22 protein-coding genes and 2 tRNA genes are annotated in these 26704 nt (G+C 70.9%); 20 read left to right on the forward strand and 4 right to left on the reverse strand.

Going from position 1 to position 26704, the window contains the following annotated elements; all coding sequences use genetic code 11:
* Positions 1 to 141 precede the first annotated feature (141 nt).
* The 5 genes from OHS59_RS29560 to obgE all read left to right on the forward strand — a co-directional run bounded on the left by OHS59_RS29560 (position 142) and on the right by obgE (position 8465).
* Complete coding sequence (locus OHS59_RS29560; RefSeq protein WP_328496388.1) at positions 142 to 4365, forward strand: Rne/Rng family ribonuclease; 4224 nt, start codon at positions 142 to 144, stop codon at positions 4363 to 4365.
* Between the two features lie 373 nt (positions 4366 to 4738).
* Positions 4739 to 6085: a phospholipase D-like domain-containing protein gene (locus OHS59_RS29565; RefSeq protein ID WP_328496389.1), complete on the forward strand. Its 1347-nt coding sequence runs from the start codon at positions 4739 to 4741 to the stop codon at positions 6083 to 6085.
* Positions 6086 to 6277: 192 nt separating this feature from the next.
* Positions 6278 to 6598, forward strand: coding sequence for a 50S ribosomal protein L21 (rplU, locus tag OHS59_RS29570; RefSeq protein ID WP_006374708.1), 321 nt, complete (start codon positions 6278 to 6280; stop codon positions 6596 to 6598).
* Between the two features lie 14 nt (positions 6599 to 6612).
* On the forward strand, positions 6613 to 6867 hold the full coding sequence (gene rpmA / locus OHS59_RS29575; protein WP_328496390.1) for a 50S ribosomal protein L27: 255 nt from the start codon (positions 6613 to 6615) through the stop codon (positions 6865 to 6867).
* Positions 6868 to 7025: 158 nt separating this feature from the next.
* A complete protein-coding gene (gene obgE / locus OHS59_RS29580) occupies positions 7026 to 8465 on the forward strand; it encodes a GTPase ObgE (RefSeq protein ID WP_328496391.1) in 1440 nt (479 codons plus the stop codon).
* A 485-nt stretch (positions 8466 to 8950) separates the two neighbouring features.
* Here obgE and OHS59_RS29585 read toward each other — a convergent pair whose 3' ends face one another.
* Positions 8951 to 11023, reverse strand: coding sequence for a hypothetical protein (locus OHS59_RS29585; RefSeq protein WP_328496392.1), 2073 nt, complete (start codon positions 11021 to 11023; stop codon positions 8951 to 8953).
* Positions 11024 to 11335: 312 nt separating this feature from the next.
* Here OHS59_RS29585 and proB point away from each other — a divergent pair, with 312 nt between their 5' ends.
* The 5 genes from proB (at position 11336) to OHS59_RS29610 (ending at position 16457) form a co-directional block, all read left to right on the forward strand.
* Positions 11336 to 12466: a glutamate 5-kinase gene (gene proB, locus OHS59_RS29590; RefSeq protein WP_328496393.1), complete on the forward strand. Its 1131-nt coding sequence runs from the start codon at positions 11336 to 11338 to the stop codon at positions 12464 to 12466.
* Positions 12467 to 12695: 229 nt separating this feature from the next.
* Positions 12696 to 13154, forward strand: a complete 459-nt coding sequence (locus OHS59_RS29595; protein WP_328499412.1) for a hypothetical protein — start codon at positions 12696 to 12698, stop codon at positions 13152 to 13154.
* Between the two features lie 136 nt (positions 13155 to 13290).
* Entirely contained in the window at positions 13291 to 14577 is a 1287-nt protein-coding gene (locus OHS59_RS29600) for a glutamate-5-semialdehyde dehydrogenase (protein WP_328496394.1), read from the forward strand.
* 85 nt (positions 14578 to 14662) lie between these two features.
* Positions 14663 to 15244, forward strand: a complete 582-nt coding sequence (locus OHS59_RS29605; protein ID WP_443061522.1) for an SCO2584 family spore wall biosynthesis protein — start codon at positions 14663 to 14665, stop codon at positions 15242 to 15244.
* 145 nt (positions 15245 to 15389) lie between these two features.
* Entirely contained in the window at positions 15390 to 16457 is a 1068-nt protein-coding gene (locus OHS59_RS29610; protein ID WP_328496396.1) for an SCO2583 family membrane protein, read from the forward strand.
* A 304-nt stretch (positions 16458 to 16761) separates the two neighbouring features.
* Here OHS59_RS29610 and OHS59_RS29615 read toward each other — a convergent pair whose 3' ends face one another.
* Positions 16762 to 17871, reverse strand: a complete 1110-nt coding sequence (locus tag OHS59_RS29615; protein ID WP_328496397.1) for a M48 family metallopeptidase — start codon at positions 17869 to 17871, stop codon at positions 16762 to 16764.
* 115 nt (positions 17872 to 17986) lie between these two features.
* Here OHS59_RS29615 and OHS59_RS29620 point away from each other — a divergent pair, with 115 nt between their 5' ends.
* The 10 genes from OHS59_RS29620 to OHS59_RS29665 all read left to right on the forward strand — a co-directional run bounded on the left by OHS59_RS29620 (position 17987) and on the right by OHS59_RS29665 (position 23605).
* On the forward strand, positions 17987 to 18142 hold the full coding sequence (locus OHS59_RS29620; protein WP_328496398.1) for a hypothetical protein: 156 nt from the start codon (positions 17987 to 17989) through the stop codon (positions 18140 to 18142).
* Positions 18143 to 18309: 167 nt separating this feature from the next.
* The gene (locus tag OHS59_RS29625; protein ID WP_267029185.1) at positions 18310 to 18474 is read left to right on the forward strand and encodes a hypothetical protein; all 165 of its coding nucleotides are present in this window, start codon (positions 18310 to 18312) and stop codon (positions 18472 to 18474) included.
* A gap of 47 nt (positions 18475 to 18521) precedes the next feature.
* The gene (gene nadD / locus OHS59_RS29630) at positions 18522 to 19196 is read left to right on the forward strand and encodes a nicotinate-nucleotide adenylyltransferase (RefSeq protein ID WP_328496399.1); all 675 of its coding nucleotides are present in this window, start codon (positions 18522 to 18524) and stop codon (positions 19194 to 19196) included.
* Between the two features lie 16 nt (positions 19197 to 19212).
* The gene (locus tag OHS59_RS29635) at positions 19213 to 21069 is read left to right on the forward strand and encodes an LCP family protein (protein ID WP_328496400.1); all 1857 of its coding nucleotides are present in this window, start codon (positions 19213 to 19215) and stop codon (positions 21067 to 21069) included.
* A gap of 126 nt (positions 21070 to 21195) precedes the next feature.
* Positions 21196 to 21642, forward strand: coding sequence for a ribosome silencing factor (rsfS, locus tag OHS59_RS29640; protein ID WP_328496401.1), 447 nt, complete (start codon positions 21196 to 21198; stop codon positions 21640 to 21642).
* A complete protein-coding gene (locus OHS59_RS29645; RefSeq protein WP_328496402.1) occupies positions 21639 to 22340 on the forward strand; it encodes a histidine phosphatase family protein in 702 nt (233 codons plus the stop codon). The genes rsfS and OHS59_RS29645 overlap by 4 nt, the downstream gene beginning before the upstream one ends.
* A 226-nt stretch (positions 22341 to 22566) precedes the next feature.
* Positions 22567 to 22639, forward strand: a tRNA-Ala gene (locus tag OHS59_RS29650).
* Positions 22640 to 22906: 267 nt separating this feature from the next.
* Complete coding sequence (locus OHS59_RS29655) at positions 22907 to 23080, forward strand: hypothetical protein (protein ID WP_328496403.1); 174 nt, start codon at positions 22907 to 22909, stop codon at positions 23078 to 23080.
* Positions 23081 to 23083: 3 nt separating this feature from the next.
* The gene (locus OHS59_RS29660) at positions 23084 to 23317 is read left to right on the forward strand and encodes a hypothetical protein (protein WP_010986886.1); all 234 of its coding nucleotides are present in this window, start codon (positions 23084 to 23086) and stop codon (positions 23315 to 23317) included.
* Between the two features lie 215 nt (positions 23318 to 23532).
* Positions 23533 to 23605 (forward strand) — tRNA-Ala (locus tag OHS59_RS29665).
* A gap of 136 nt (positions 23606 to 23741) precedes the next feature.
* Here OHS59_RS29665 and OHS59_RS29670 read toward each other — a convergent pair.
* On the reverse strand, positions 23742 to 25364 hold the full coding sequence (locus OHS59_RS29670; protein WP_328496404.1) for an NADH-ubiquinone oxidoreductase-F iron-sulfur binding region domain-containing protein: 1623 nt from the start codon (positions 25362 to 25364) through the stop codon (positions 23742 to 23744).
* Positions 25364 to 26653, reverse strand: coding sequence for a cytochrome b/b6 domain-containing protein (locus OHS59_RS29675; protein ID WP_328496405.1), 1290 nt, complete (start codon positions 26651 to 26653; stop codon positions 25364 to 25366). Before OHS59_RS29675 ends, OHS59_RS29670 begins: the two co-directional genes overlap by 1 nt.
* Positions 26654 to 26704 lie beyond the last annotated feature (51 nt).

Below are 26704 nucleotides of genomic sequence, written 5' to 3' on the forward strand. Positions count from 1 at the left end.
ATGGCATACGGAACCGGCGAGACAGGACACAGAGAGCTCCCGTGCGGCGCCCGCGCCCCGGACGGCGGCACCGCGCAACGCGCGAGCCGCGGACGTCACCGGATCCGCGGCGCCCGGGAGCCTGACGGGAGATCCACCCGCATGCTCGAACCGACCGATCCCACCGAGCCGTCAAAGGGCTCCGACAACAACACCCCCAGCGACACGCTGCCGCCGCGCAGGCGCCGTCGTGCCGCTTCGCGCCCCGCCGGCCCGCCTTCGGCGAACGCCGAGGGCGGCGCCGTGGCAGAGGCCGCGGCGCCGGAAGAGGCACGGGAGACCGAACAGGCGGCTGTGACCGCCGGGACGGCCGCCCCCAGGAAGCGGGCAGCCGCCAGGAAGGCCGCCGCCCCGGTCGCCGCGGAGGCACCCGCCGAGACACCTGCGGAGGCACCTGCGGAGCCACCGGCCGACGAGGCCGCTCCCCGCCGCCGTCGTGCCACCCGCCGGGCATCCGCCCCCGCGGGCGCGCCGCAGGCCGCCGGCACGGCGGACGCCACCGGGTCCACCACCCCCGCGTCCGGCGACGAGGCCGCCGAGGCCACGACCGCCGAACCGGCCGTGGCAGCCGAGCCCGAGACTCCCGTAGAGGCCGACGCGGCCCCCGCCCCGCGTGCGCGCCGTCGTGCCACGCGCCGGGCGACCGCGCCCACGGGTACGCCGCAGCAGGCCGACGCCGCTCCGGTGACCGCCGAGACGCCCGCGGCCGACGAGGCCGCCGAGATCCCGGCCGCCGCCCCGGTCGCCGAAGAGACACCCGCGGCGGCTCCGGCCGTCGAGGCCGACGCCGCTCCCGCCCCGCGTGCGCGCCGTCGTGCCACGCGCCGGGCCACCGCGCCCGCCGGTGCGCCGCAGGCGGAGACGGAGGCCCCCGAGGCGGCTCCCGCCGAGGCCCCCGCCGAGCCCACGGGCCGCGCCGCCCGGCAGAAGTCGGAGCGCGCCGAGACCCCCACCGCGACCGAGCCCACCGAGGCCGTTGCTCGCGACGAGCGCAGGGAGGCCCCCGTGGCCGCTGCCGAGAACGACCGGTCCGCCGAGACAGAGACCCCCGAGGCCGAGGACGGCACCCCGCGTCGTGCCCGCCGCCGGGCCACCCGCAAGGCGGCCGGAGGCTTCTCCGCGCCCGCACCCCGCAAGACCGCCGAGGAGGGGTCGGGCCGACGCCCCGCGCGCCCCGCTGTCGCCGTCTTCCAGGCGCCGGTCTTCGCCGAGCCGATGTTCCAGACGCCGGAGCGTGCCGCCGCCGAAGCCGCGGCCGAGGCAGCCGACGAGGTGGAGGAGGTCGTGGAGCCGGTCCAGGAGACCGCCCCCGTGGCCGTCGAGGAGGAGACCGGCGGATCGCGCCGTCGCCGCCGCAGGAAGGCCGAGGAGCCCGCCGCTCCCGCCGAGCGCGCCCCGGTGGAGCGCGCCCCCGAGGCCGAGGAGCCGGCCGCCGAGGAGCCCGCCGAGGAGGAGTCCGCCGAGGACACCGCCGACGGTGACGACAACGAGGACACCGGTTCGCGCCGCCGTCGCCGCCGTGGTGGCCGTCGCCGCCGCCGCGGCGAGTCCGCCGACACGGACGACGACTTCGCCGGCGAGCAGAACGACCGCGGCGAGCAGACCGCCCGGACCGCCGAGGACACCGAGGACTCCGCCGAGCGGACCGAAGAGGACCCCGCGGACGCGGACGACGACCACGACGAGGCCGGCGGCTCCAGCAGCAGCCGTCGCCGTCGGCGCCGTCGCCGCCGGGCCGGTGACTCCTCCGGCGAGGCCGAGGCCGAGTCGGGCGCCAGCGACCCCGAGCGCACGGTCGTCAAGGTCCGCGAGCCCCGCAAGAAGGACGAGCGGCTCGCTCACGACGGCTCGGACGAGGTGCAGTCCATCAAGGGCTCGACCCGCCTCGAAGCCAAGAAGCAGCGCCGCCGGGAGGGGCGCGAGCAGGGCCGCCGCCGCGTCCCGATCATCACCGAGGCCGAGTTCCTGGCCCGCCGTGAGGCCGTCGAGCGCGTGATGGTCGTCCGCCAGAGCGGCGAGCGCACGCAGATCGGTGTCCTTGAGGACGACGTGCTCGTGGAGCACTACGTCAACAAGGAGGAGGCGACCTCGTACGTCGGCAACGTCTATCTGGGCAAGGTCCAGAACGTGCTGCCGTCGATGGAGGCCGCCTTCATCGACATCGGCAAGGGCCGCAACGCGGTCCTGTACGCCGGTGAGGTCAACTTCGAGGCACTGGGCATGGCCAACGGCCCCCGCCGCATCGAGAGCGCCCTGAAGTCCGGCCAGTCGGTCCTCGTGCAGGTCACCAAGGACCCGATGGGTCACAAGGGTGCCCGTCTGACGAGCCAGGTCTCGCTGCCCGGCCGCTACCTGGTCTACGTGCCCGAGGGCTCGATGACCGGCATCAGCCGCAAGCTGCCCGACACCGAGCGCGCCCGGCTGAAGACCATCCTCAAGAAGATCGTCCCCGAGGACGCGGGCGTCATCGTGCGCACCGCGGCCGAGGGCGCGAGCGAGGACGAGCTGCGCCGTGACGTCGAGCGGCTGCAGGCGCAGTGGGAGGACATCGAGAAGAAGGCGAAGAGCGGCAACGCCCCGACCCTGCTGTACGGCGAGCCGGACATGACCGTCCGCGTCGTCCGCGACATCTTCAACGAGGACTTCTCCAAGGTCATCGTCAGCGGCGACGAGGCGTGGAGCACCATCCACGGATACGTCGCGCACGTCGCCCCCGACCTGGCGAACCGCCTGTCGAGGTGGACCTCCGAGGTCGACGTCTTCGCGACGTACCGGATCGACGAGCAGCTCGCCAAGGCCCTGGACCGCAAGGTCTGGCTGCCGAGCGGCGGTTCGCTGGTCATCGACAAGACCGAAGCGATGATCGTGATCGACGTCAACACCGGCAAGTTCACCGGTCAGGGCGGCAACCTCGAAGAGACGGTCACCAGGAACAACCTGGAGGCGGCCGAGGAGATCGTGCGTCAGCTGCGGCTGCGCGACCTCGGCGGCATCGTCGTCATCGACTTCATCGACATGGTCCTTGAGTCCAACCGGGACCTGGTGCTCAGGCGCCTCCTGGAGTGCCTGGGCCGCGACCGTACGAAGCACCAGGTGGCCGAGGTCACCTCGCTGGGCCTCGTCCAGATGACCCGCAAGCGGGTCGGCCAGGGCCTGCTGGAGTCGTTCTCGGAGACCTGCGTCCACTGCAACGGCCGTGGCGTGATCGTCCACATGGAGCAGCCGACCTCCGCCGGAGGCGGCGGCAAGCGCAAGAAGCGCGGTCGCGGCGGTGCCGAGCAGACCCACGAGCACGAGCACACGCACGACCACGACCACGAGTCGGAGACGCCCGAGCCGGTCGAGACGGCCGCCGAGGTCGCCGCGGAGACCGCCGCGCCGGTCGCGCTTCCCGAGCCCGAGTTCGTACCGGACGAGGATCTTTACAGCAGTGCCGCCGAGGCGGAGGCCGCGGCCACCCGTGGTGGCCGTTCGCGTCGCCGGTCGAGCCGGCGGGCGTCGGCCCCGGCGGGCGCGCCGAGGTCCGAGTCCCGCAGGTCCGAGCGGGCCGACAGGGCCGAGCGGGCCGAGTCGGCCGAGCGCCGGAGCGAGGTTCCGACCGCGCAGTCCGTGACGGCGGAGGACGAGGTCGCGCGTCCGGTCCAGCAGGATCCGGCGGAGTTCGCGCCCGTCGCCGCCGAGGACCCGGTGGTCGAGGCTCCGGCCGCGGCCGAGGCCCCGGCCGTCGATGACGCCGCTCCCAAGGGGCGTACGCGCCGTCGGGCGACCCGCAAGGTGTCCGCGCCGGCCGGTTCGCCCAAGGCGGCCGAGGAGGCCGTGGTGACGGTCACCGAGCCGGTGGCCGCACCGGTCGCCGCGCCTGTGGCCGCCGCCGAGCCCGAGGTGGAGCAGGCCGCCGAGGCCGCCTCCGCCGAGCAGCCGGTCGCCGACAGCGCCGCTCCGGCCCGTCCGAGGCGTCGGGCGGTCCGCAAGGCCACCGCGCCGACCTCGTCCGCGGAGGCCGCTGTCATGGTCGTCCCGTCGGCGCAGCCGGAAGCCCCGGCGCAGGCCGCCGAGGCGCCGGTCGAGGCCCCCGCCGAGCCGTCCGGTGAGGACGACGCGGCACCGGCCAAGAAGACGGCCCGCAAGGCGGCCAAGAAGGCGCCCGCGAAGAAGGCCGCCGCGAAGAAGACGACTACGGCGGCCAAGAAGACGGTCGCCAAGAAGACCACGGCCAAGAAGGCGACGAAGACCGCCAAGACGGCCGCGAAGTCGACGTCGAAGAAGACCGCGGCGGCGGAGCAGCAGACGCCGTCCACCGTCACGGCCTCCACCGACGAGGACTGACGGGTCTGACGGGTCTGACGAGAGCTGTTACCGGCGGAGGCGCGAGCCTCGGCCACGAAGCCCCCCGACCGGCGGTCACCGAGCCGGTCGGGGGGCTTCGTCGTGTCCGGCGGAGGGCCGTTTCAGGAGGGCGCCGGAGCACCCGGCGCAGGTGCGGCGGTAACGCGTACGACCCGTGTGGTTACCCGAACTGCCTTGCGGGGCGCCCGGGTTGACGTACCGTGATGTGCTTTGGGGTGCATCGCGGACATCACATTCACCCCCCGCCCCTTGGATCGCGATCACTTACCTGTAAAACTCAAGCGGTCATTGGTTACACATACACGGGTGTGCGTCGGGGAGGGCGTTCACACGTGTCAGGGGAGGGGATCTCATGGCGCGCGTGCGCCTGCAGGGCACTGGGCGACACCGTGCTGTGAAGCCGGTCAAGGGAAGCCGTCAGGCCGTCGCGCTGGCGACGGTGCTGTCCGCGGCGGGCATCCAGGCCGGCACGTCGGCGGGCCCGGCGCAGGCCGTCGACAACCCGACGTGGACCGAGGGGCCGATCTTCAACGATCCGCTCGGCACCACCGACCAGCAGTACGCGATCCGTACCCGGCTGATCGAGCTGACGAACTCCGCGCTGCCGGGCTCCACGATCAAGGTCGCGGTCTACCACGTCTGGGAGGCCGGCGTCGTCAACGCGCTCGTCGCCGCCAGGAACCGCGGCGTGAACGTGCAGGTCCTGCTCGACGAGTCCAGCATCAGCGACCGCCCGACCAACACCGCCTACGGGACGCTCGCCTCGGGCCTGGGCACGGACCGCACGCAGGGCTCGTACGTCTCGACGTGTCCGGAGAACAAGTCGTGCCTCGGCGACCCGAAGTTCGGGCAGTCGATCATGCACAACAAGTTCTGGCTGTTCTCGGCGGTCCAGGGCGCCACGAACGTGGTCGTCGAGACCACCTCGAACTCCACGCCGTCCGCGCACACGCGCTTCTTCAACGACGCGCTGCTGCTGCCGAACAACCCGACGATGTACGACGCGTACGCGGACTACTTCGACACGATGGTCGCGCAGGACTGGGAGTCCTGGAACTACCGCACGGTGAGCAACGGCCTCTACAAGGCGTACTTCTTCCCGCGGGCGGGCAACACGCGGGCCACCGACTCGGTCTACTCGATCCTCAACAACGTCACCTGCAAGTACAAGGACACCGCGGGCGTCACGCAGTCGACCAAGGTCCGGGTGGCGATCTTCAAGATCACGCGGCTGGCCATCGCGGAGAAGCTGGTCTCGCTGAAGAAGGCCGGCTGTTCCGTGAGCATCGTCTACGCGGAGTCCGACAGCGCCAAGAGCAGCGGCGGCACCAAGGGCACCTGGGAGAAGATGCACACCACGGGGGGCCCGACCGTGCGCTGCTACAACGACGACCGGGACCCGCTGAACCCCGGCCAGAAGCTCGTGACGCCGTACATCATCCACTCCAAGTACATCCTCATCGACGGCATGTACGACGGCGTGAAGAACAAGGTCAGCTTCACCGGTTCCGGCAACTACACGGGTCCCGCGCTGCGCGAGAACGACGAGTCGATCGTGAAGGTCGACGACGACGCCGTGCACGACATGTACAAGGTCCACTTCGACCGGGTGACCAAGGTCGCCCACCCGGGCACCGCGGACACCACGGACCTGTGCAAGGGCGTGAAGCCGCTGCCGGCGGACGGCGAGCCCACGTAGGAGGGCTGGTCGGAGCCCGGTTTGACCCTCAGGTCGGGGCCCCGTAACCTTGTCCCTCGGTGTGTATTGACGCACCGCATTCCCGTAAACCTCTTCCTCCCGGTGGCTAGCGCCCCGGGAGAGGCTGCCTGCTTCGCTTTCTTCGGTGGCTGGACTGCGGGGATTCCGATTTCGAGTGAGAGTGAGATCCGCGTGTACGCCATCGTGCGCAGCGGTGGTCGCCAGCACAAGGTTGCTGTCGGCGACATCGTTGAGGTTGACAAGATTTCCACTGCCAAGGTTGGCGACACGGTCGAGCTCTCGACCCTGCTCGTTGTCGACGGCGACGCCGTCACCAGCGACCCGTGGGTCCTGGCCGGCATCAAGGTCCAGGCCGAGATCGTGGATCACCACAAGGGCGTCAAGATCGACATCCTTCGCTACAAGAACAAGACCGGCTACCGCCGTCGTCAGGGCCACCGCCAGCAGTACACGGCGATCAAGGTCACTGAGATCCCCGCGGCTGCGAAGTAAGGGACTGAGGAGAGATGGCACACAAGAAGGGCGCATCGTCCACCCGGAACGGTCGCGACTCAAATGCTCAGCGGCTCGGCGTGAAGCGCTTCGGCGGTCAGGTCGTCAACGCCGGTGAGATCCTGGTCCGCCAGCGTGGCACCCACTTCCACCCCGGCGTGAAGGTCGGCCGTGGCAAGGACGACACGCTGTTCGCGCTGGCCGCCGGTGAGGTCGAGTTCGGCACCCACCGTGGTCGCAAGGTCGTGAACATCGTTCCGGTCGCCTGACCGGATCTTTCGCGAGGCGGACCTCACTTCCCGTACGGGAAGCGGGTCCGCCTTTCGCGTGTTTTAACTGAGTAGTGATCACTGAGCGGCGACGATCGTCGCCGACCGCACGGTGATCATCGATGAGAGATTTCCGTACGTAACTGGAGGCACATCCCATGACCACCTTCGTGGACCGCGTCGAGCTGCATGTCGCCGCGGGTAGCGGGGGCCACGGCTGTGCCTCCGTACACCGGGAGAAGTTCAAGCCCCTCGGTGGTCCGGACGGCGGCAACGGCGGCCGTGGCGGTGACGTGACCCTGGTCGTGGACCAGTCCGTCACCACGCTCCTCGACTACCACCACTCCCCGCACCGCAAGGCCACCAGCGGCCGGCCCGGCGAGGGCGGCAACCGCTCCGGCAAGGACGGCCAGGACCTGGTCCTGCCGGTGCCGGACGGCACGGTCGTCCAGGACCTGGACGGCAACGTGATCGCCGACCTGGTCGGCCACGGCACCACGTACGTGGCCGCGGAGGGCGGCAGGGGCGGCCTGGGCAACGCCGCGCTGTCCTCGGCCCGCCGCAAGGCGCCCGGCTTCGCGCTGCTGGGTGTTCCCGGCGGTACGCAGGACATCGTCCTGGAGCTGAAGACGGTCGCGGACGTGGCACTGGTCGGCTACCCGAGCGCGGGAAAGTCCTCGCTGATCTCGGTCCTGTCGGCCGCGAAGCCCAAGATCGCCGACTACCCCTTCACCACCCTCGTCCCCAACCTCGGCGTCGTGACGGCCGGCTCGACCGTCTACACGATCGCCGACGTGCCGGGACTGATCCCGGGAGCCAGCCAGGGCAAGGGCCTCGGTCTTGAGTTCCTGCGGCACGTGGAGCGCTGCGAGGTGCTGGTCCACGTCCTGGACACGGCGACCCTGGAGTCCGACCGCGACCCCGTCTCCGACCTCGACATGATCGAGGAGGAGCTGAAGCAGTACGGGGGCGGTCTCGACCGCCGGCCGCGCATGGTCGTCCTGAACAAGATCGACGTGCCGGACGGCAAGGACCTGGCCGAGATGGTCCGCCCGGACCTGGAGGCGCGCGGCTACCAGGTCTTCGCGATCTCGGCCGTGGCCCACACGGGTCTCAAGGAGCTCTCCTTCGCCCTCGCCGAGCTGGTCGCCGCTTCCCGTGCGGCCAAGCCGCAGGAAGAGGCGACCCGGATCGTCATCCGCCCGAAGGCGGTCGACGACGCCGGCTTCACGGTGGTCCGCGAGGACGACGGCCTCTACCGCGTGCGCGGCGAGAAGCCGGAGCGGTGGATCCGCCAGACCGACTTCAGCAACGACGAGGCCGTCGGCTATCTCGCCGACCGGCTCAGCCGTCTGGGTGTCGAGGCCGCGCTGATGAAGGCGGGGGCCAGCTCGGGTGACGGTGTCGCCATCGGGCCCGAGGAGAACGCGGTCGTCTTCGACTGGGAGCCGACGGTTCTGGCCGGGGCGGAGATGCTCGGGCGTCGTGGTGAGGACCACCGCTTCGAGCCGCCGCGGCCCGCTGCGCAGCGGCGTCGTGACAAGCAGGCGGAGCGGGACGAGTCGGACAAGGAGTTCGACGACTTCAACCCGTTCTAACCGGTTGCCCTCCGGGCGGGGCGGGGCGGGGCAGGTGGCTGGTGGGGGCTCGTTGCGCCGTTCCCCGCGCCCCTTAGGGGGTGAAGCTGGGGTGGGTTCGTTCAGTGCGGGTTGGTGGGGGTCGGCCGCGCCGTTCCCCGCGCCCCTGGGTGGCAGGCGGCTGAGGCAGATTCGTACGCGCCCTCTCAGGGGCGCGAGGAACCCTCACCGTCCCGCAGCAAACGCACCCTCCCCAGCCCCGTCTGGGGCGCGGGCAAGCCCCGCCGGGCTGCACGGGCGTGCCCATCTCAGCCCTCTCAGGGGTGCAGGGAGCGGGGTGGGCAAGCCCCGCCGGGCTGCAGCAAACGCACCTTCCTCAGTCCTCTGAGGGGCGCGGGGAACGGCGCGACAAGCCCCCGGCGGGTCCGCAGGTGAAGGTGTGTGATGGGTGAAGCCAAAGACGTGGGGCCCGGAGTTGTCTCCGGGCCCCACGTCTTTGTTGTTGGTTACGCGTTGACGGAGTCCTCCGCCTCGCTGGACTCCTCGGCCGCGTCCTCCGTGGTCGACCGCGGCGAAGGAATCTCGGCCGCGAGGCGAGATTCCATCCGCACCCGCCGCTCGTCGGCCTTCGTGCACAGATCGTCGATCGCCCCGTTGAAGCGGACCATCGACGGCGGGTCGGAAGGACCGAGCAGGTGCTCCTTCAGAGCGGCACGGGCCGCCGTGAACTGGTCCTTCTCGGGCCGCCGGACCGACTCCAGAAGCGCCGGCACACCCTCCGCACCGGGAGACAGGACAACCCCGGCGGACACCGTCGGGAACCCCGTACGGAACGCCGCCTCGGTCATCCCCGAGGTGTTCGCCACCGCGTACGGCTTCTCGCTCGACAGCCAGTCGGACACGACCGACGACACATCGCTGACCAGCAGGTCCGCCTGGTTGAAGCAGGCGAAGATGCCCGGCCGCGCGTCCGTGATGATCTGGTGCTCCCACTCCGGGAAGGACGCCCAGTACGCCTTCTCCCAGGCCAGCGTGGCCTCGGTGATGGCGGCCTCGCGGTCGCCCCGGGGCGCGCCCTGGAGCAGCATCCGCTCCATCTCGTCGGCGCTGTTACGGAAGTCGGTGGAGGTCAGCTTGTCCAACTCGGCCGTACGGCGCACGAGTTCGGCGGCGGCGCCGGCCTCGGGACGGGCGCCCGAGCGCAGCGCGGCTGCCTCGCGGATCATCGCCTTGATGCGCTCGTTCGCGGCGCCCGCGCGCAGGTCGACGGAACCGGTCATCGGGTGCGGCTTGTAGAGCAGCCGTACACCGTCGTCGGCCAGCAGCTGCCGGACGATGTTCTCGCCGGCCAGGACCACCGAGGTGTTGCCGGGGTTGCCGTCCCAGCCCTCCCAGGTGGGGGCGTACAGCACGGTCGTGAACGTGCCGGTAGGCGCTCCCGAGTACGGGCGGATCGGCGCGAGCTGCGGGCGCCCGACCTCCACGATGTCCTTGTCCTCGACGCCGACCTCGGCCAGCGCGTACCGCTCGCGGGCCGCGGGACCGGCCACCCACACCTCGTCGTACGCCTTCGCGTACGGGTTGCAGGAGGAGAGCTTGTCGCTCTCACCGTGGTTGATGAAGGCGTGCTTGACCGTGGGGATGCGCAGGACCTGCGAGGTCTTCGCGGCGTTCGCCGGGTGCAGCATCATCTTCAGCGTCGAGTTCTCCAGCGAGAACATCGTCGAGACCTTCGGGAAGCAGATGACCGGCACGTCGGTGGCCTCGATCTTCTGCACCATGAACCGCTCGCGCAGCACGATCAGCGGCTTCGCGTCGATGGCGGAGACCGTGGAGAGCCACATGTTCGCCTGGTACGCGGAGGTGGTGCCGCCGGAGAAGTACATGGCGACCGTCGGCCGGTAGTCGGCCAGCCAGTTGTCCAGCCACTCCATGACCTTCTGCTCGCTCAGGGCGCGCTTCTTCGGCAGCAGCCAGGTGGCGAGGTACGCCGTGCCGCCGCCGATCAGGACGAGGGCGACGCCGAGGCCGATGGCGCCCCACAGGGCGTCCTCGGTGGCCGCGGTGACCATCAGGCCGACCGTGGTCGGGACGGAGAAGGTCAGCAGACGGTGGCCGGGGCGGCGGGCCAGGATGCGCGGCGGCGCGGCGGTGAGGCGCAGTGCGGACGCGTCGATGTTCCGGGTGACGATCGGCAGCGTACGGGTGCGGCGGACCATGACCGCGGCGGCCTGGCAGGCGAAGTGCAGGGCGTAGAAGACGCACAGCCCGACCATCAGCGGCGCCTGCTCGCGGGTCGGGCTGATGCCGTCGATCCGCAGGAGCCCCACCAGGATGATCATGTCGCGCAGCAGCTGCCGGACCGTCGCGTCGAAGCGGACCTTGCCGAGCAGCGAGAGCAGTCCGGGATCCCGGTACTGCAGGAACACGTCGAGGGCGAGGCCCGCAGCGCTCGCGGCGATGAACACCGGGATGTTCGGCAGCAGAGCGGAGACGATCTGAGCCGTGAAGAGCGCGAACATCGAGAACAGCGTGAACAGCTGCACGATGCGGCGGGTGGCGAGTCCGGCGGAGGGCACGGAATGGGCTCCTGCGAGGGGTGCGGCGGATGGGGGGAGGCGTGGAGGTCGGGCCTCGCCGTACCTCCCTGAAGCTCGTACGGGAGAGGCCGATCCCTGACCGTATGACCTCTGCGGGTCGCCTAGCAATCTTGCGTGAGAACTATCACCGGATTTGGGTTTAAAACGACGAGAAGCCGTGGGGTGCTCTCCCCTTTCCGCGTCGGCCCGCCCTTCCGCGTCCGCCCCTCGAAACGCGGGGGCGTCCGCCACCCACCGTCACGTAGATTGCACGGACCGGGCAGGTCGCAGGTCGGAACATTGGGGTACAGCGTGTCAGCGGCAAGCAGGCAGGGTGTCGTCGACGCCCGCAGAATCGTCGTCAAGGTGGGTTCCTCCTCCCTGACCACCGCGTCCGGGGGCCTCGACGCCGACCGCGTGGACGCCCTCGTCGACGTGCTCGCCAAATGCCGCAGCGGAGGCGAGCGGGAGGTCGTCCTCGTCTCGTCCGGCGCCATCGCCGCGGGCCTCGCCCCGCTGGGCCTGCGCCGCCGCCCCAAGGACCTCGCCCGCCAGCAGGCCGCCGCCAGCGTCGGCCAGGGCCTCCTCGTCGCCCGCTACACCGCCTCCTGCGCCCGGTACGGCGTCCGGGTCGGCCAGGTGCTGCTCACCTCCGACGACATGAGCCGCCGGGCCCACCACCGCAACGCCTCCCGCACCCTCGACAAGCTGCTCGCGATGGGCGCCCTGCCGGTCGTCAACGAGAACGACACCGTGGCCACGGACGAGATCCGCTTCGGCGACAACGACCGCCTCGCGGCCCTCGTCGCCCATCTGGTCCGCGCGGACCTGCTGGTCCTGCTCTCCGACGTGGACGGCGTGTACGACGGCGACCCCAGCAGACCCGGTACGTCGCGGATAGCGGAAGTACGCACTCCGGCCGACCTCGCCCACGTCGACATCGGCAGTACGGGCAAGGCGGGCGTCGGCACCGGAGGCATGGTCACCAAGGTCGAGGCGGCCAGGATCGCGGCCGCGGCCGGCATCCCGGTGGTGCTGACCAGCGCGGTGCACGCCGCGGACGCCCTCACGGGACGGGACACCGGCACCTACTTCCACGCCACCGGCCGCCGCTCCGCCGACCGGCTGCTGTGGCTCCAGCACGCGTCGACCCCGCAGGGTGCCCTCGTCCTCGACGACGGGGCCGTGCGCGCGGTCGTCGAGCGGCGTACGTCACTGCTGCCCGCGGGTATCGCGGGCGTCGAGGGCGACTTCACCGCGGGCGACCCCGTCGAACTGCGCGACGGCGCGGGGCGGGCGGTCGCCCGGGGACTGGTCAACTTCGACGCCAAGGAGATCCCGCAGCTGATCGGGCGCTCCACGCACGAGCTGGCCCGCGAGCTGGGCCCCGCGTACGAACGCGAGGTCGTGCACCGGGACGATCTGGTGCTGCTGAACCCGTGACGGCCCGGCGCCTCCGCCCGGGCCGCCGCGACCCGTCGTGGCCGCGACCGTCAACAGGGCCCCGGCCGAAAAGAGTGGGGAACGCCGGACAAAGCCCCTGCGCGGAGGTGGACCTTCGGTAAAAGTGCCACGCGGCGCCTTCCCACCTGCTCAACTTTGTCTCAGGGAGACCCCCTCAGTCCGACAGTCCGAGCGGACCCATTGCGTAAAGGAGGCCGTCGTGAGACGAGTGCGCCCTGGGGCGGCGGCGTCCCGCGGTCTAGGCGGCTCCCGCGCGGCCGGCGAGGAACGGGCGCTCACCAGCGTCGCGGCCGGTGAGATGTACGAGGCCGAGGAGCCGCAGGACCTGCCGAGGCTGTGGCACGTCACGTTGAGCGTCTCGGGCGGCGAGGCCCCGCTGAAAGAGGTCAGGCGCGGTCTGGAGCAGCTCGCCCACGACCACCCCTTTCTGCTGACCAGCCGGTACGCCAACGACCACGCGGAGATCCGCTACTGGGAGGAGGCCCGCGACCTGCACGACGCGGCCGCGGTCGCGCTGCGGCTGTGGGGCGAGCACCGCCAGACCGCGAAGCTGCCGCCCTGGGAGATCGTCGGCCTGGAGGTCATCGACCGCGAGACCTACCACCAGCGGATCGCGGAGGGGTACGGGCCGCTGCCCGCCACCCCCGTCGGCGTACACCCGTTCTGACCCCCGACCGGAATTCGACCGCCCCGCGGCCTCCGGGGTCCCTCGGGGCACACGCTTTCTCCGGCCATTTCAGGACCTGTCTCGCGGTGTGGGACAACGGCTGAACAGCTCTCGCGGGCGCACTACCCTGCGGGATATGACCACGCTCTCGCCGTACGACTCGATGTCCCCGGTCACCCAGGCCGCCTACCGGGCCAAGAACGCCGCCGCCGACCTCGCTCCGCTGCCCCGGGCCGAGAAGGACGACGCGCTGCTCGCGATCGCGGACGCCCTTGAGGTCCGTACGAACGAGATCGTCGAGGCCAACGCCAAGGACGTCGAGCGCGCCCGCGAGGCCGGCACCAGTGAGACCGTCATCGACCGGCTGACGCTCACCCCGGAGCGGATCCGCGCGATCGCCTCCGACGTGCGCGACGTGGTGGCGCTGCCCGACCCCGTCGGCGAGGTCGTCCGCGGCTCGACCCTGCCCAACGGCATCGACCTGCGGCAGGTCCGGGTCCCGCTCGGGGTCGTCGGCATCATCTACGAGGCCCGCCCGAACGTGACGGTCGACGCGGCGGCACTGTGCCTGAAGTCCGGGAACGCGGTGCTGCTGCGCGGCTCGTCCTCGGCGTACGAGTCCAACTCCGCCCTCGTGCGCGTCCTGCGCGACGCCGTCGGCGGTTCGGGCCTGCCCGCCGACGCCGTCCAGCTGGTGCCGGGCGACAACCGCGAGTCCGTACGGGAGCTGATGCGCGCCCGGGGCCTCGTCGACGTGCTCATCCCGCGCGGCGGCGCCTCCCTGATCCGCACCGTCGTCCAGGAGTCCACCGTCCCGGTCATCGAGACGGGCACCGGCAACTGCCATGTGTACGTCGACGCGCACGCCGACCTCGACATGGCGATCGACATCCTGATCAACTCCAAGGCGCAGCGGCCCAGCGTCTGCAACGCCGCCGAGACGCTCCTCGTCCACCAGGACATCGCGCCCACGTTCCTGCCGCGCGCCCTCGACGCCCTCGCGGAGGCCGGGGTCACCGTGCACGCCGACGAGCGCGTCCTCGCGTACGCCGGCGACTCCAAGGCCACCGTCGTCGAGGCGACGATCGAGGACTGGGAGACCGAGTACCTGTCGTACGACATCGCGGCGGCCGTCGTGGACTCGCTGGAGCGGGCCGTCGACCACATCCGGCTGTGGACCTCCGGGCACACCGAGGCGATCGTCACCACCTCGCAGCAGGCGGCCCGCCGTTTCACCCAGTTGGTGGATTCGACGACGGTGGCCGTGAACGCGTCCACGCGCTTCACGGACGGCGGCCAGTTCGGCTTCGGCGCCGAGATCGGGATCTCCACCCAGAAGCTGCACGCGCGGGGGCCGATGGGGCTGCCGGAGCTGACGAGCACCAAGTACATCGTCACGGGCGACGGGCACATCCGGCGCTGACCACGTCCGTCGCCGGCCGTCTCGCCAGGCGGGAGAATTTCCTTACCGTCTGCCCAAATTGACCACCCCGGTCTACTCTGGATCCGTGCCGGAGGACGTGGGGGGCACGCCGTTCCCTGACGGCTGGGAGCCCGACGACGACCGCGACCGCGGGGGTGCGGACGAAGAGTTCGCCTCCGTGGTCTTCGACGAGGCCTTCGTCAGGGCGGCCACGGTCCACGAACCGACCGCCGTCGAGCGTCTCCTGGCCGCCGCACAGGCGAGAGCGGAAGCCTCCGAGGCCGAGGCCCGCCGGGCGCACACCCGGGGCCTGCGAGGGGACGACGAGCTCTACGAGGACGGGTTCGGCCCCGACGGACGCGGCGACTTCGGCCACGACCCGGATCTGGACGACCTGGACGACCGGGACGTCCTCTACGGCAGCCCGGGCACCTACGGGAAGCAGGCCCGCTGGCACCGTCCGGTGGCCTGGATGCTCGCCCTCGTGATGGGTATCGGCATGGTCGCGCTGGCTTTCGCGGCGGTCTACCGGGGCGCCTCGTCGAGCAGCGGGGACCAGGTCCCGCCGCCCGCCTCCACCGGTCTCGAACAGGGCGGCGGGGTGGGTCCCTCAGCCTCCGCCGACTACTCCCAGCCGGCCGTCTCGGCGGTGCCCCGCACTCCGTGAGAGTTCGGCGTGAACAGGTTTGAAGAGCCTCTCCCGCAGCCCGCGGGGCCGCTCCGGGACCTCGTGGTGAACCTGGTGAGAACCTGTCAGAACTTGTCGTGCAGCGGGGCGTTTACCTGAGGTCCAGGAGACCTACTCTGAAAGTATGGGCAGTCCTGGAGACCCACCTGAGGGGACGTCCGAGGGTGTACCCGGTGGTGGCGAGGAGGAGTACCGATCCGTCGTCTTCGACGAATCGTTCGTCCGCGCTGCCCGCCTCCAGGAGTTCTCCGCGCAGGAGCGGATCGGCGACCACACCCCGGCCGTCCGCCGCCGCCCCCCGATGCGCCGCGGTCTGTCCCGGCAGGCCCTGATCCTCGTCGTCCTGATCGCCGTGGCGTTCGGCACGGCGATCTACATGGGCGTACGCCATCCGTACCAGACCCCCGCCGCGAAGCATCCCGAACCACTGCGGATGACGGTGATACCGCTCGCGCCGCAGAGCCGCGTACCCGGTTCGGCCGATGTGGACTCGCTGTACGCGCACAGCCCCGCCGACCAGTTCCGCATCGGCGCCGACGGCATCACGCTGCCCGCCTCCCGGCGCACCGCGCACTTCTCCGACAGCCAGGTCGTCACCGCGCTGACCACGGCGAAGGACTACCTCGTGGAGTCCGCGCTCGACCCGGACGTCCTCACCGGCGGCGCCAGCAGGTCCGTGCGGATACTGCTCGACCCGCAGCAGCTCGACCAGTTCGACCTGAGCTTCCGGAACCCGACCGCGGACGGACGGCACGCGCCGACCGGCTGGCTGGTGCGCTTCGACCCGGCGCGGACCGAGCTGGCCGACACCAAGGTCCGGGTGCAGGGCACGCTGACCGCCGCCGAGACGGACTCCGACACCCTTGAGGTCAGCGCCGACCACACCTTCGTCTACGCGCTGCGGCCGCCCGGCTCGGACGAGAAGGCCGAGGCCTCGCTGTTCACCGTCCGGCGCGAGCTGCACTTCCGGTTCGACCGCGACGACCTGCGCATGCACCAGGCCGAGCTGCTCGTCTCCTACGTCCAGGCCGGGCCGCTGGCCTGCGCCGAGGACGCGACGAACCATCTGCGTCCGCTGCTCGCGGGGGAGACGGCCAGGGCGGGCGGGCCGGCCGGGACCGATCCGTTCGCCACCGGCAGTGCGACGGCGCTGTGCGGGTCGCTGGCGGCCAGCGCTCAGCCCAAGCTCTAGGCCGAGCCGGGCACTGAGCGGGGGGCGGGGGCATCGTGGTGATCCGTGGGCCCGGTGGGGGGTGTGGGGGCTGGGTGCGCCGTTCCCCGCGCCCCTGACGGGGCGCTGTGCGTGGGCCGGAGGCTGAGAGCTCCGTGCTGATCCGTGGGCCCGGTGGGGGCCGGCCGCGCCGTTCCCCGCGCCCCTGACGGGGGCGCGGGTGCGGCCTCGCTCCTGACAGGGCCCGGCCCTCGACGGGACCCTCGCTCCCGACGGGACCCTCGTCCCGACGGGGCGGACTCTCGTCCCCGTCGGGGACGAGGGGTCAGGGAGTGCCGGGTGGGGGTGTGTCGTTCGGGTTGTCCTTGGAGGGGGGCTCGGTGTTGGCGCCGGGTCCCGTGCTGCTGCCGGTCGCGAAGCCGCCGAAGCCGCGTCGCACCCGGCCCCCGAGGTCCCCCGCACCACCCGCGATGTCGCTGACCAGCTTCATCAGCGGGTCCTTGGAGTTCTTCACGTCGGTGGCGTAGCTGGCAGCCGACTGGCGGAAGGAGTCCGTGACCGAGGTGTCCCCGTCCTCGTCCCGCCGCGGGTAGTGACCGTCCATGATCCGCTGGTGGTCGCGGGACTCCGCCCACTTCTTCAGCTCGGCCGCGCGGACCGTGGTGAACGGGTGGGAGCGGGGCATCACGTTCAGGATCTTGAGCACGGAGTCGCGGAGGTCGCCGCCGGCCTCGTACTCCTCGGCCTGGGCGAGGAACGCGTCCACGTTCATCTCGTGCAGGTGGTTGCCGCCCGCGATCTTCATCAGGCCGCGCATCGAGGCCCGCAGGTCCTGGCCGACCAGCAGGCCCGCACGGTCCGCGGACAGCTCGGACTTGCGGAACCACTCGCGCAGGGCGGTCACGATCGCCATGATCGCGAGGTTGCCGAGGGGGATCCACGCCACGCGCAGGGCGAGGCTGGTGAGGAAGAGCAGGATCGTGCGGTAGACGGAGTGGCCGGACAGCGCGTGGCCCACCTCGTGACCGACGACCGCCCGCATCTCCTCCTCGTCGAGCAGCTCGACGAGGCCGGTGGTGACGACGATGATCGGCTCGTCCAGGCCGATGCACATCGCGTTCGGCTGGGGGTCCTGGTTGACGTACATCGGCGGGACCTTCTCCAGGTCCAGGATGTAACAGGCGTCGCGCAGCATCACGTTCAGGTGGGCGAACTGCGCGTCCGAGACGCGCACCGAGTCCGACAGGAACAACAGCCGCAGACTGCGCTCCGGAAGCAGGCCGCTGAGCGCCTTGAAGACCGTGTCGAAGCCGGTGAGCTTGCGCAGGGCGACCAGGGCCGAGCGGTCCGCGGGGTGCTCGTACGCCCGGGAGGAGATCCCTTCGAAGCGCCTGCGCTGCCTGCTCGGTACGTTCTCGTGGCTGTCTTCTGGCATGAGTCCCCCATGCGTTTGGTTGCCTTCTGCGCCCCCGAGGCGGGGACCAGCCTAGGCGGAGATACCTTGGACGGGCAGTACGGCGAAGGAGTAGTAAGTCAAGGAGTAGTACGTCATGGAGCATTCCCCCGGACCGTGGCTCGACGAGGCCGCGAGCGCCGCCCAGCAGCAAGGGGCGGGCAATCTCCTCCGCATCGTGCTGATCGTGATGGTCGTCGGCTGTGCGCTGGGCGCCTGGTTCCTTCTGCGCGGCTACAAACGGGACGACTGAGACCCCGTGGAAGGTTCCCGGCCCGGCGGTCCGGGAGGCGGACGCCGACGTTCCTCCCGGCGGAGCCGAACTCCCCAACGGCGGAGTCGGAGTGATGGGGGAGAGGGCACCCGCTTACGATGTGCGGAAGTCTTTATCCCGCCCACATCGGATAGGTCCTGCTGAAGATGAGCTTCCACAGCGCCGCTGCCCAGTTGGTCACACTTGCCGCCGAGGGCGAGGAGCACGGTGGCAACCACGAGAGCCTGAACCCCCTGTTCGTCGGCGGCGGAGCCTTTCTCGCCCTCCTGCTGCTGCTGTGGATCACCACCCGTTTCAACCGGGACCGCTGACGGCCGCGCGACAGAGCCCGCCGTCCGGGCCGGTAGGGTCTGCACGCATGGGAGAGCAGGACATGCCTACCGGTCCGGCGGGCGTCGTGGCACACGGCGCACGGCGTGGCACGGGCAACGGACCGTCGAACCCGGGCAAGCGCCGCCTCGGCGTCATGGGCGGAACGTTTGACCCGATCCATCACGGACACCTCGTGGCCGCCAGTGAGGTCGCCGCGCGGTTCCACCTCGACGAGGTGGTGTTCGTGCCGACCGGACAGCCGTGGCAGAAGACCGACCGCAAGGTCTCCCCGGCCGAGGACCGCTATCTGATGACGGTCATCTCGACCGCCGAGAACCCGCAGTTCTCCGTGAGCCGCATCGACATCGACCGCGGCGGTCCGACCTACACCACGGACACGCTGCGCGACCTGCGCATGCTCAACCCCGACACGGACCTCTTCTTCATCACCGGCGCCGACGCGCTCGGCCAGATCCTCACCTGGCGCGACGCCGACGAGCTGTTCTCCCTCGCGCACTTCATCGGGGTCACCCGGCCCGGCCACATACTGACCGACACCGGGCTGCCGGAGGGCGGTGTCTCGCTCGTCGAGGTCCCCGCGCTCGCCATCTCGTCCACGGACTGCCGGGTCCGGGTCGCGAAAGGTGACCCGGTCTGGTACCTGGTGCCGGACGGTGTGGTGCGCTACATCGACAAGCGTGAGCTGTACCGCGGCGAGTGAGCCGAGAGGGGCACCGGTGAACGACCGATACGACGCTGGGTACGGGGGCGACCAGTACGAACTCGTCGGCTACGACGAGTTCGGGCAGCCTGTGTACCGTCAGGTGCCGCAGCCGGGGCAGTCTCCGCAACACCCTCAGCACTCTGTGCAACAGGACGAGTACGGCTCGTACGACCCCTACGGCGCGCAGGCACAGGGGCACGCGCAGGGACATGGCCAGGGCCAGGGACACGGGCAGGCCGAGGCCCAGGGACAGGTCCCCGCGCAGGGCTACGGCCAGGACTACGGGCAGCAGCAGGGGTACGGGCAGGGCTACGGCTACGACCCGTACGCGACGGGGCAGCAGGCGGGACAGCAGCAGGCGGGGCATCAGCCCGGACAGCAGCAGCCCGGACAGCAGCAGCCCGGACAGCAACGGGCCGGTCAGCAGCAGGCGTCGCCCATGGGGTCGTACGACACCGGTCAGCAGCAGCCTGTGTCGTCCTATGACACCGGCCGGCAGCAGCCCCGGGTCGCCGAGCAGACCGCCTACATCCCGCAGCAGGCGGGTCCCACGGATGCCCCGGCACCGTCGGAGGCGGACGAGCGGCAGGGCGAACCCGACTACCGCACCGAGCAGTTCGCGTTCGTCGAGGAGCAGCCCGAGCAGTCCGAGGATGTCATCGACTGGCTCAAGTTCACCGAGAACCGCACCGAGCGGCGCGAGGAGGCCAAGCGCCGCGCGCGTGGCCGGGTCGTCGCCCTCGTCGTCGTCCTCGCGATGGTCGTGGTCGGCGGGGCCGGCTACCTCTGGTTCGCCGGGAAGCTGCCCGGGTCGTCGTCGGACTCGAAGACCGGCGCGACCACCGCGTCCGGCGCCCAGAAGCGCGACGTGATCGTCGTGCACCTGCACAACACCAAGGGCAGCGGCACCTCGACGGCCCTGCTCGTCGACAACACCACCACCAAGCAGGGCGCCACGGTCCTGCTGCCCAACTCCCTCGCCCTGACGGACGACGACGGCAGCGCGACCACCCTCTCCAAGTCGGTCGACGACGACGGTTCCTCGGGGACCCGCGACGAACTCGACACCGTGCTCGGTACGGACATCGAGGGCACCTGGCGCCTCGACACCCCGTACCTCAACAACCTGGTCGAGCTCGTCGGGAACATCGACATCGACACCGACGCGGACGTGCCGGACCCCGAGGCGAAGAAGAAGGGCGAGGCGCCCCTCGTCAAGAAGGGCGAGGAGCAGACGCTCAGCGGCAAGATGGCCGTCGCGTACGCCACGTACCGCGCCTCCGGGGAGTCGCAGAACGCGCAGCTGCAGCGGTTCGGGCAGGTCATGCAGGGTGTGCTGCGCAAGCTGTCGTCCGACTCGCAGGCCGCGACGACCACCGTGCAGACGCTCGCGCAGATCCTCGACCCCTCCCTGACCGACAAGGACCTGGGCGTGTTCCTCGCCAAGCTCGCGGACCGTGCCAAGGAGGGCGACTTCAAGACGGCGATGCTGCCGGTCCAGACGGACGGCCGGCTCACCGCGCAGGCCAGTGACAGCGTGGTCAAGGAGGTGCTCGGCGGCGCCGCCAAGAGCCCCGAGAAGGGCGCCGCCGTCCAGGTCGGCATCCGCAACGCCACCGCCGACGAGGACGCCACCGAGAAGGCCAGGGTCGTGCTGCTCAACGGCGGCTACACCTTCGTCGACGGCGGTACGGCCGATGTCGCGCAGGCGGTGTCCGAGATCACATACGCCGACGCCGCGAAGAAGGAGGACGCGGTGGAGGTCGCCAAGACGCTGGGCCTGCCCACGGCCGCCGTCAAGAAGGGCAAGGTCACCTCGAACGCGGACGTGTCGGTGGTGCTGGGCCAGGACTACAAGGTGAGCGAGTAGGCGGGCCCGCCGGGCTCACCGGGCCCACGGGGTGATCGTTTTATCGCGTGGGGTGCTGTCGGCGGTCCGTGAGACCCTTGGGGTATAACCCCCCGGGGTTCCTGACCGCCTACGGAAAGCCTTGTAGTGACCGCCACTGACCGTTCTGTCGAGCTCATCACCACCGCCGCGCAGGCGGCCGCCGACAAGCTCGCGCACGACATCATCGCGTACGACGTCAGCGACGTGCTGTCGATCACGGACGCCTTCCTGCTGGCCTCCGCGCCCAACGACCGCCAGGTCAAGTCGATCGTCGACGAGATCGAGGAGCGGCTGAACAAGGAGCTCGGCACGAAGCCGGTGCGCCGCGAGGGCGACCGCGACGCCCGCTGGATCCTGCTGGACTACGTCGACATCGTGGTGCACGTCCAGCACAGCGAGGAGCGCGTGTTCTACGCGCTGGAGCGGCTCTGGAAGGACTGCCCCGAGCTCGACCTGCCCGCCGACGCCAAGGCCACCCGGGGCAAGGCCGCCGAGCACGCCAAGGTCCAGGACGCGGAGGAAGACGCGGAGCTGCGCGGAGAACTTCGATGACCGCCGGCGCGGAGCGTCCCGCGTCGGACGGCAAGCCGCTGTCCGACGCGGGGAAGAAGGCGGGCCGGGGGCGCCGCGTCATCCTGTGGCGCCACGGCCAGACCCTGTGGAACGTGGAGCGTCGCTTCCAGGGCACCACGGACGTCGAGTTGACCGAGACCGGCGTGGGCCAGGCCCGCCGCGCCGCCCGGCTGCTCGCGTCCCTGAAGCCCGACGCGATAGTCGCCTCGGACCTGCAGCGGGCCGCTCACACCGCGGGTGAGCTGTCCGCGCTCACCGGCCTCGACGTGACGCACGACGAGAACCTGCGCGAGACGTACGCGGGCGCCTGGCAGGGCCTGACGCACGAGGAGATCATCGCGCGCTACGGCGATCAGTACACGGCGTGGAAGCGCGGTGAGGCCGTTCGCCGGGGCGGTGGCGAACTGGAGACCGAGGTCGCCGACCGTGCGGCCCCGGTGGTGCTCCGGCATGCCGAGAAGCTGCCCGACGACGGCACTCTCGTGGTCGTCAGCCACGGCGGCACCATCCGCACCACCATCGGCCGCCTCCTCGGCCTGGACTCCCAGCACTGGGAAAGCCTCGGCGGCCTCTCCAACTGCTGCTGGTCCGTCCTCGGCGAGGGCGCCCGCGGGTGGCGGCTGCTGGAGCACAACGCCGGGACCCTGCCCGAGCCGGTGCTGGGCGACGACGACTGAGCGCTCCGCCGGGTGCACGGTGACGGCCCGCGGGTCGATGGGGGCTTGTCGCGCCCACGCGGCGGAGCCGCACGTCGACACAGCCCCGCGCCCCTCAAGGGGCGCGGTACCGCCGGGTGCTCCGTGCGGGCACCGGTGCCCCCCAGCACCGGATTTCACTTTCCGGCTGGTCGCAGGCTAAAGTTCTTCTTGTTCCGCCGCCGGGAAAGCGGGTGGGACAGCACAAGGGGCTATAGCTCAGTTGGTAGAGCGCCTGCATGGCATGCAGGAGGTCAGGAGTTCAATTCTCCTTAGCTCCACAGTTCAGCTCCACACGTCGAAGATCCCGTCCCCGTCAGGGGGCGGGATCTTTCGTTGTCCTCTCTTCGCGGCATGTTGAGTCACTTGGGCCTCTTCAGGCGTATACCTCTTCGGACGCACTGCTGGTCTGCACGTTTGCGCCGGCCGCGACCACCTCGGCAAGTGCTGTGTCCGGACTGGTACGAAGGCGTCGCTGACCGTATTGCTCCGGCCGTGGCAGAATCAAACGGCCGGAAGGGGGCGCGGCCCGACGGGAGGGAGTGGCGATGCCTGCGAGCATCCTCGGGGAGGTCGACGACCTTCCCGGATCCGAGGTGACACGCGACAGGATCACGCGCCTCGACTGCCCTCCCCGCGGTTCGGCCCACGTCGCTCAGGTCCCCGGCGACAACGGAGGAGTTTCCTACGTGTGCACGGCCTGCGGCCGCAGCTGGAGCTGATCGATGGGTGCACACAGGCGAAAGTGCGATTGGTGCGGCAGTGGTACGCCGATCGTCCGCGACATGGAACCCGTCAACCACGACTATCAGTACTGGTGCGAGGAATGCGCACGGGCGCTGATCATAAAAGGCGACCCCATCGAGACGTACCGCGAGCTGGAGGGGGAGCCGATCTACGGCCGGCTCCTCGATGAGCACTGCACGCTCAAGCGTTTTTATTCGTTCGCCACGGCCTGACCCGGCCGGGGTTCCGCCCCCAGGGCATCCCCGGCTGCGGCTGCGACCGCAGAGGCGACTCCTTTGCGCAGGGCCCCGGTTGAGGGCGTGCACCGCCTGCCCCGGCCGTCACTTCTGCCGAGGTTGTCCATGGGCACCGGAAACGATTTGGTGGTGCGCCGGGAGGACCGGTAATGTTGGCGTCGCCGCCGGGGAAACCCGGTGGAACACCGCAAGGGGCTATAGCTCAGTTGGTAGAGCGCCTGCATGGCATGCAGGAGGTCAGGAGTTCAATTCTCCTTAGCTCCACAGCAGATGAAAGCGGGCCATCCGATCAGGATGGCCCGCTTTTTCGTGTGGCGACGTCCTGGAGCCGCGGTGTCTCGCAGCACCGGCGTACCGGGGCGTGCGGTTCGGCGGCCCGGACCGCCGGGCCGCCGGTGGGTCAGCGGCCTCGGCCCAGCGCGCGACGGCCGCCTCCGCCGCCCTCGCGCACGGCGGGCAGGTTCTGCCGGGGGGCCGCTCCGCGGGTGTCCTCCTCCAGGCGCAGGGCGAGCGCCGGGCAGCGTCGTACGGCCCGCAGCGCCTTCGCCTCCGCGTACCGGGGGACCTGCGCCTGGGCGACCGTCGGGAAGCCGTCGGCGCCCAGCTGGAAGACCTCCGGGAGGATGTCCGCGCACAGACCGTGCCCGCGGCAGAGCGTCCAGTCGACGTAGATCTTCTGGCGGCTGGGACCCTGCTCCTCCTCGGGCTGGCCGCCCGGGATGCCGGTGGGCTGCTGACCGCCCTCGAAGAGCGGCAGAACGCCCTCCACGGGCCGTCCGCAGCCGTTGCCGAGGACATGGGCGGCCAGGTCGTCCGTGAAGGCCTTGATGGTCGACTCCAGGAACATCGCGGAGCCGTCCGGGTGCGAGCACGCGCCGCGCCGCTTCACGGCGTTGGCGACCTGCTTGAGCGCCTCAAGGGCGGCCGGACCGCCGCCGTTGAGGATGTCCTCCATGCCGCGGGCCGCGGCCGGAAGGCCGAGGTAGCAGGGGCCGCACTGGCCGGCGCTCTCCTCGGCCAGCCACTGGGCCACGCGCAGCGACTCGCCGAGCGGGCAGGTGTTCATGCTGATCGGGAGGATCGCGCCGGCGCCGAGGGCGCCGCCCACCGCGTCCAGGGAGTTGCGCGAGACGATCGCCTCGTTGACCGTCGCGGAGTCCAGCCACTTGCCGTGGTACCCGCCGGTCAGCACGCCCTGCGGCACCGGCGGAGCACCGGCCAGCTGCAGGATGTAGCGCAGCGGGACGCCGGTCGGGGCCTCGATCACCATCGGCCGGGCGACCGCCCCGGAGACGGTGAGCATGACGGTGCCGGGCTCGTCGTACAGGCCGGTGTTCCCGTAGCGCTCGGCGCCTATGCGGGCGCCGATCGCCAGCTGGGCGAACGTCTCGGCGTTCGACAGCAGCGTGGGTGCGCCGCCGACGCCGTTCTGCGAGGCGCTGGTCTTGCGGCCCGGCGGGATCGCGGGGCCGCCGTCGATGGAGCGGACCAGCGAGGCCGCCGCCCCGGTCACCATCCGCACCGGGTTGCGCTGCACCCGGGCGCGGATGGTCGCACCGCGCCGGTTGGTCAGCCCGCGCTCGGAGAGCGCCGCCTCCATCGACCGCTGGGTGGACTCACGGGTCACGCCGATGACCAGGGTGCGGGCACCCAGGGCCTCCGCGACCAGCAGGGCGCCGTCCAGGATCAGATGCGGGGCACGGTTGATCATCACCGTGTCCTTGCGGCAGGCGGGCTCGTCCTCGCTTCCGTTGACGACGACCACGGGCCGTACGCCCCGGCGGATCGCCGCCTCGGCGACCGACCGGAGCTTCTTGTGGAACGGAAAGCCCGCGCCGCCGCGGCCCTTCAGGTTGATCCGTTCGGAGAGCTGCGCGAGCTGCTCCCCGCCCATGGGCTCGAGCGGCCCGTGCACCTTCAGGTGCATGGGCAGGTCGAGTCTCTCGACGAGATCGAAACCGGAGGTGAGCTGGGGAAGGCCCACCACTCGGACTTCGGGGACGTCGGGAAGGGCCTCGTTCACTAATAGCCTCCGGAAGGCGCGTTCCAGGGTTCGCCGTTGCTTGGTGCCTCGAAGGAACCGGGCAGCGTCTCAGTGGCGGGACCGCTGTTGTACGTGTCGTTCGGGTTGTACGTACCGAGGGGGTCGTTCGTCTCACCGGTGTTGTACAAGTCACTCCCGCCGTACGAGGCGCCCGGCGGAGGAGTGTCATAGGAAACGGCACTGAATGCGCCCGTGTCGTAGTTCGGCCCGTCGGTGCGCGGCGGGGCCTCGTACAGCGGCGGCGACGGGGCCGGCCAGCGGGTGCCGGTGTTGCCGTCGGTGCGCGGCATCGCCTCGGTGGGCTGCATGTCGATCGGCATCTGCATGGGCCGGGTCGCCTCGGGGATCATCGGCTCCTGGCCGCGCGGCGTGCTGGAGACGGCCCGGTAGGCGGCCGCGAAGCCGCCGGTGTCGGTGAGCGAGCCGGTGTCCGTGAACGACCCGGCGGCCGGGAAGGCCCCGGTGTCCCGTGCGCCGGAACGCTGCTGGGGGATCGGCTGGTCGGGGAAGCCGGGCCGGCCGCCCTTCGGGGCCTCGGCGGCACGGCGTGCCGGGGGCTCCTCGCGGAAGGACCTGTTGTTGCCGTTGTCGAGCAGGGCCAGGACGCGCTTGGCGACCTTCCGCTTGAACGGCAGGGGGGCCGCACGCAGGGCGAGTGCTCCCATGACGGCGGCCAGGGCGAGGCTGTAGAGGATCACGAAGACCGGCTTCGCCTCGCGTCCGGCGAAGAGGCCGTGGACCAGGGCAGCGCACCAGGCGGGGTAGGCCAGCATGTGCACCGCGCGCCAGCGGGCGGCGACCTCCGCGGGGGACGCAAACCTGCTGCGCAGTGCGCCGGTGAGAGCGGTGAGGATCATCAGGAGGCCGGCCAGGGTGCCGAATCCGATGAGCTGGCCCGTGCCGGTGACACCCAGGCCGAAGGGGACGAAGACCGCGATCGCGGAGACGTGGTCGAGGAAGAGCTTGACCGTGACGTGCAGCACCAGGAAGCCGACCGAGCTCACCGCGGTCGTGCGGTGCACGGCCTGGGCTATCAGGCGCTGGCGGGTGTTGAGGAAGACCCGGTCGGTGGCGACCAGTCCCCAGAGGACCGAGCAGGTCAGGGCGACGAGGGACAGCACGCCCGCGCCGAAGTTGATGAAGTCACGGAATGCGTCACCTCCGACGATGACGCTGACGGGTATGAGCAGCAGAACGGCAGCCATCACTCCGCCCTGGACCGAGCGACTCGGCCGGGAGAGCGTGCTGTTGTTGCGGCGAGAGTTCATGGGGCAACTCCGAACAGTTCGGGAAAGCGGTCCCGCTGCCGCACTCTAGGT

The sequence above is a fragment of the Streptomyces sp. NBC_00414 genome (assembly GCF_036038375.1).
Lineage (GTDB): Bacteria > Actinomycetota > Actinomycetes > Streptomycetales > Streptomycetaceae > Streptomyces.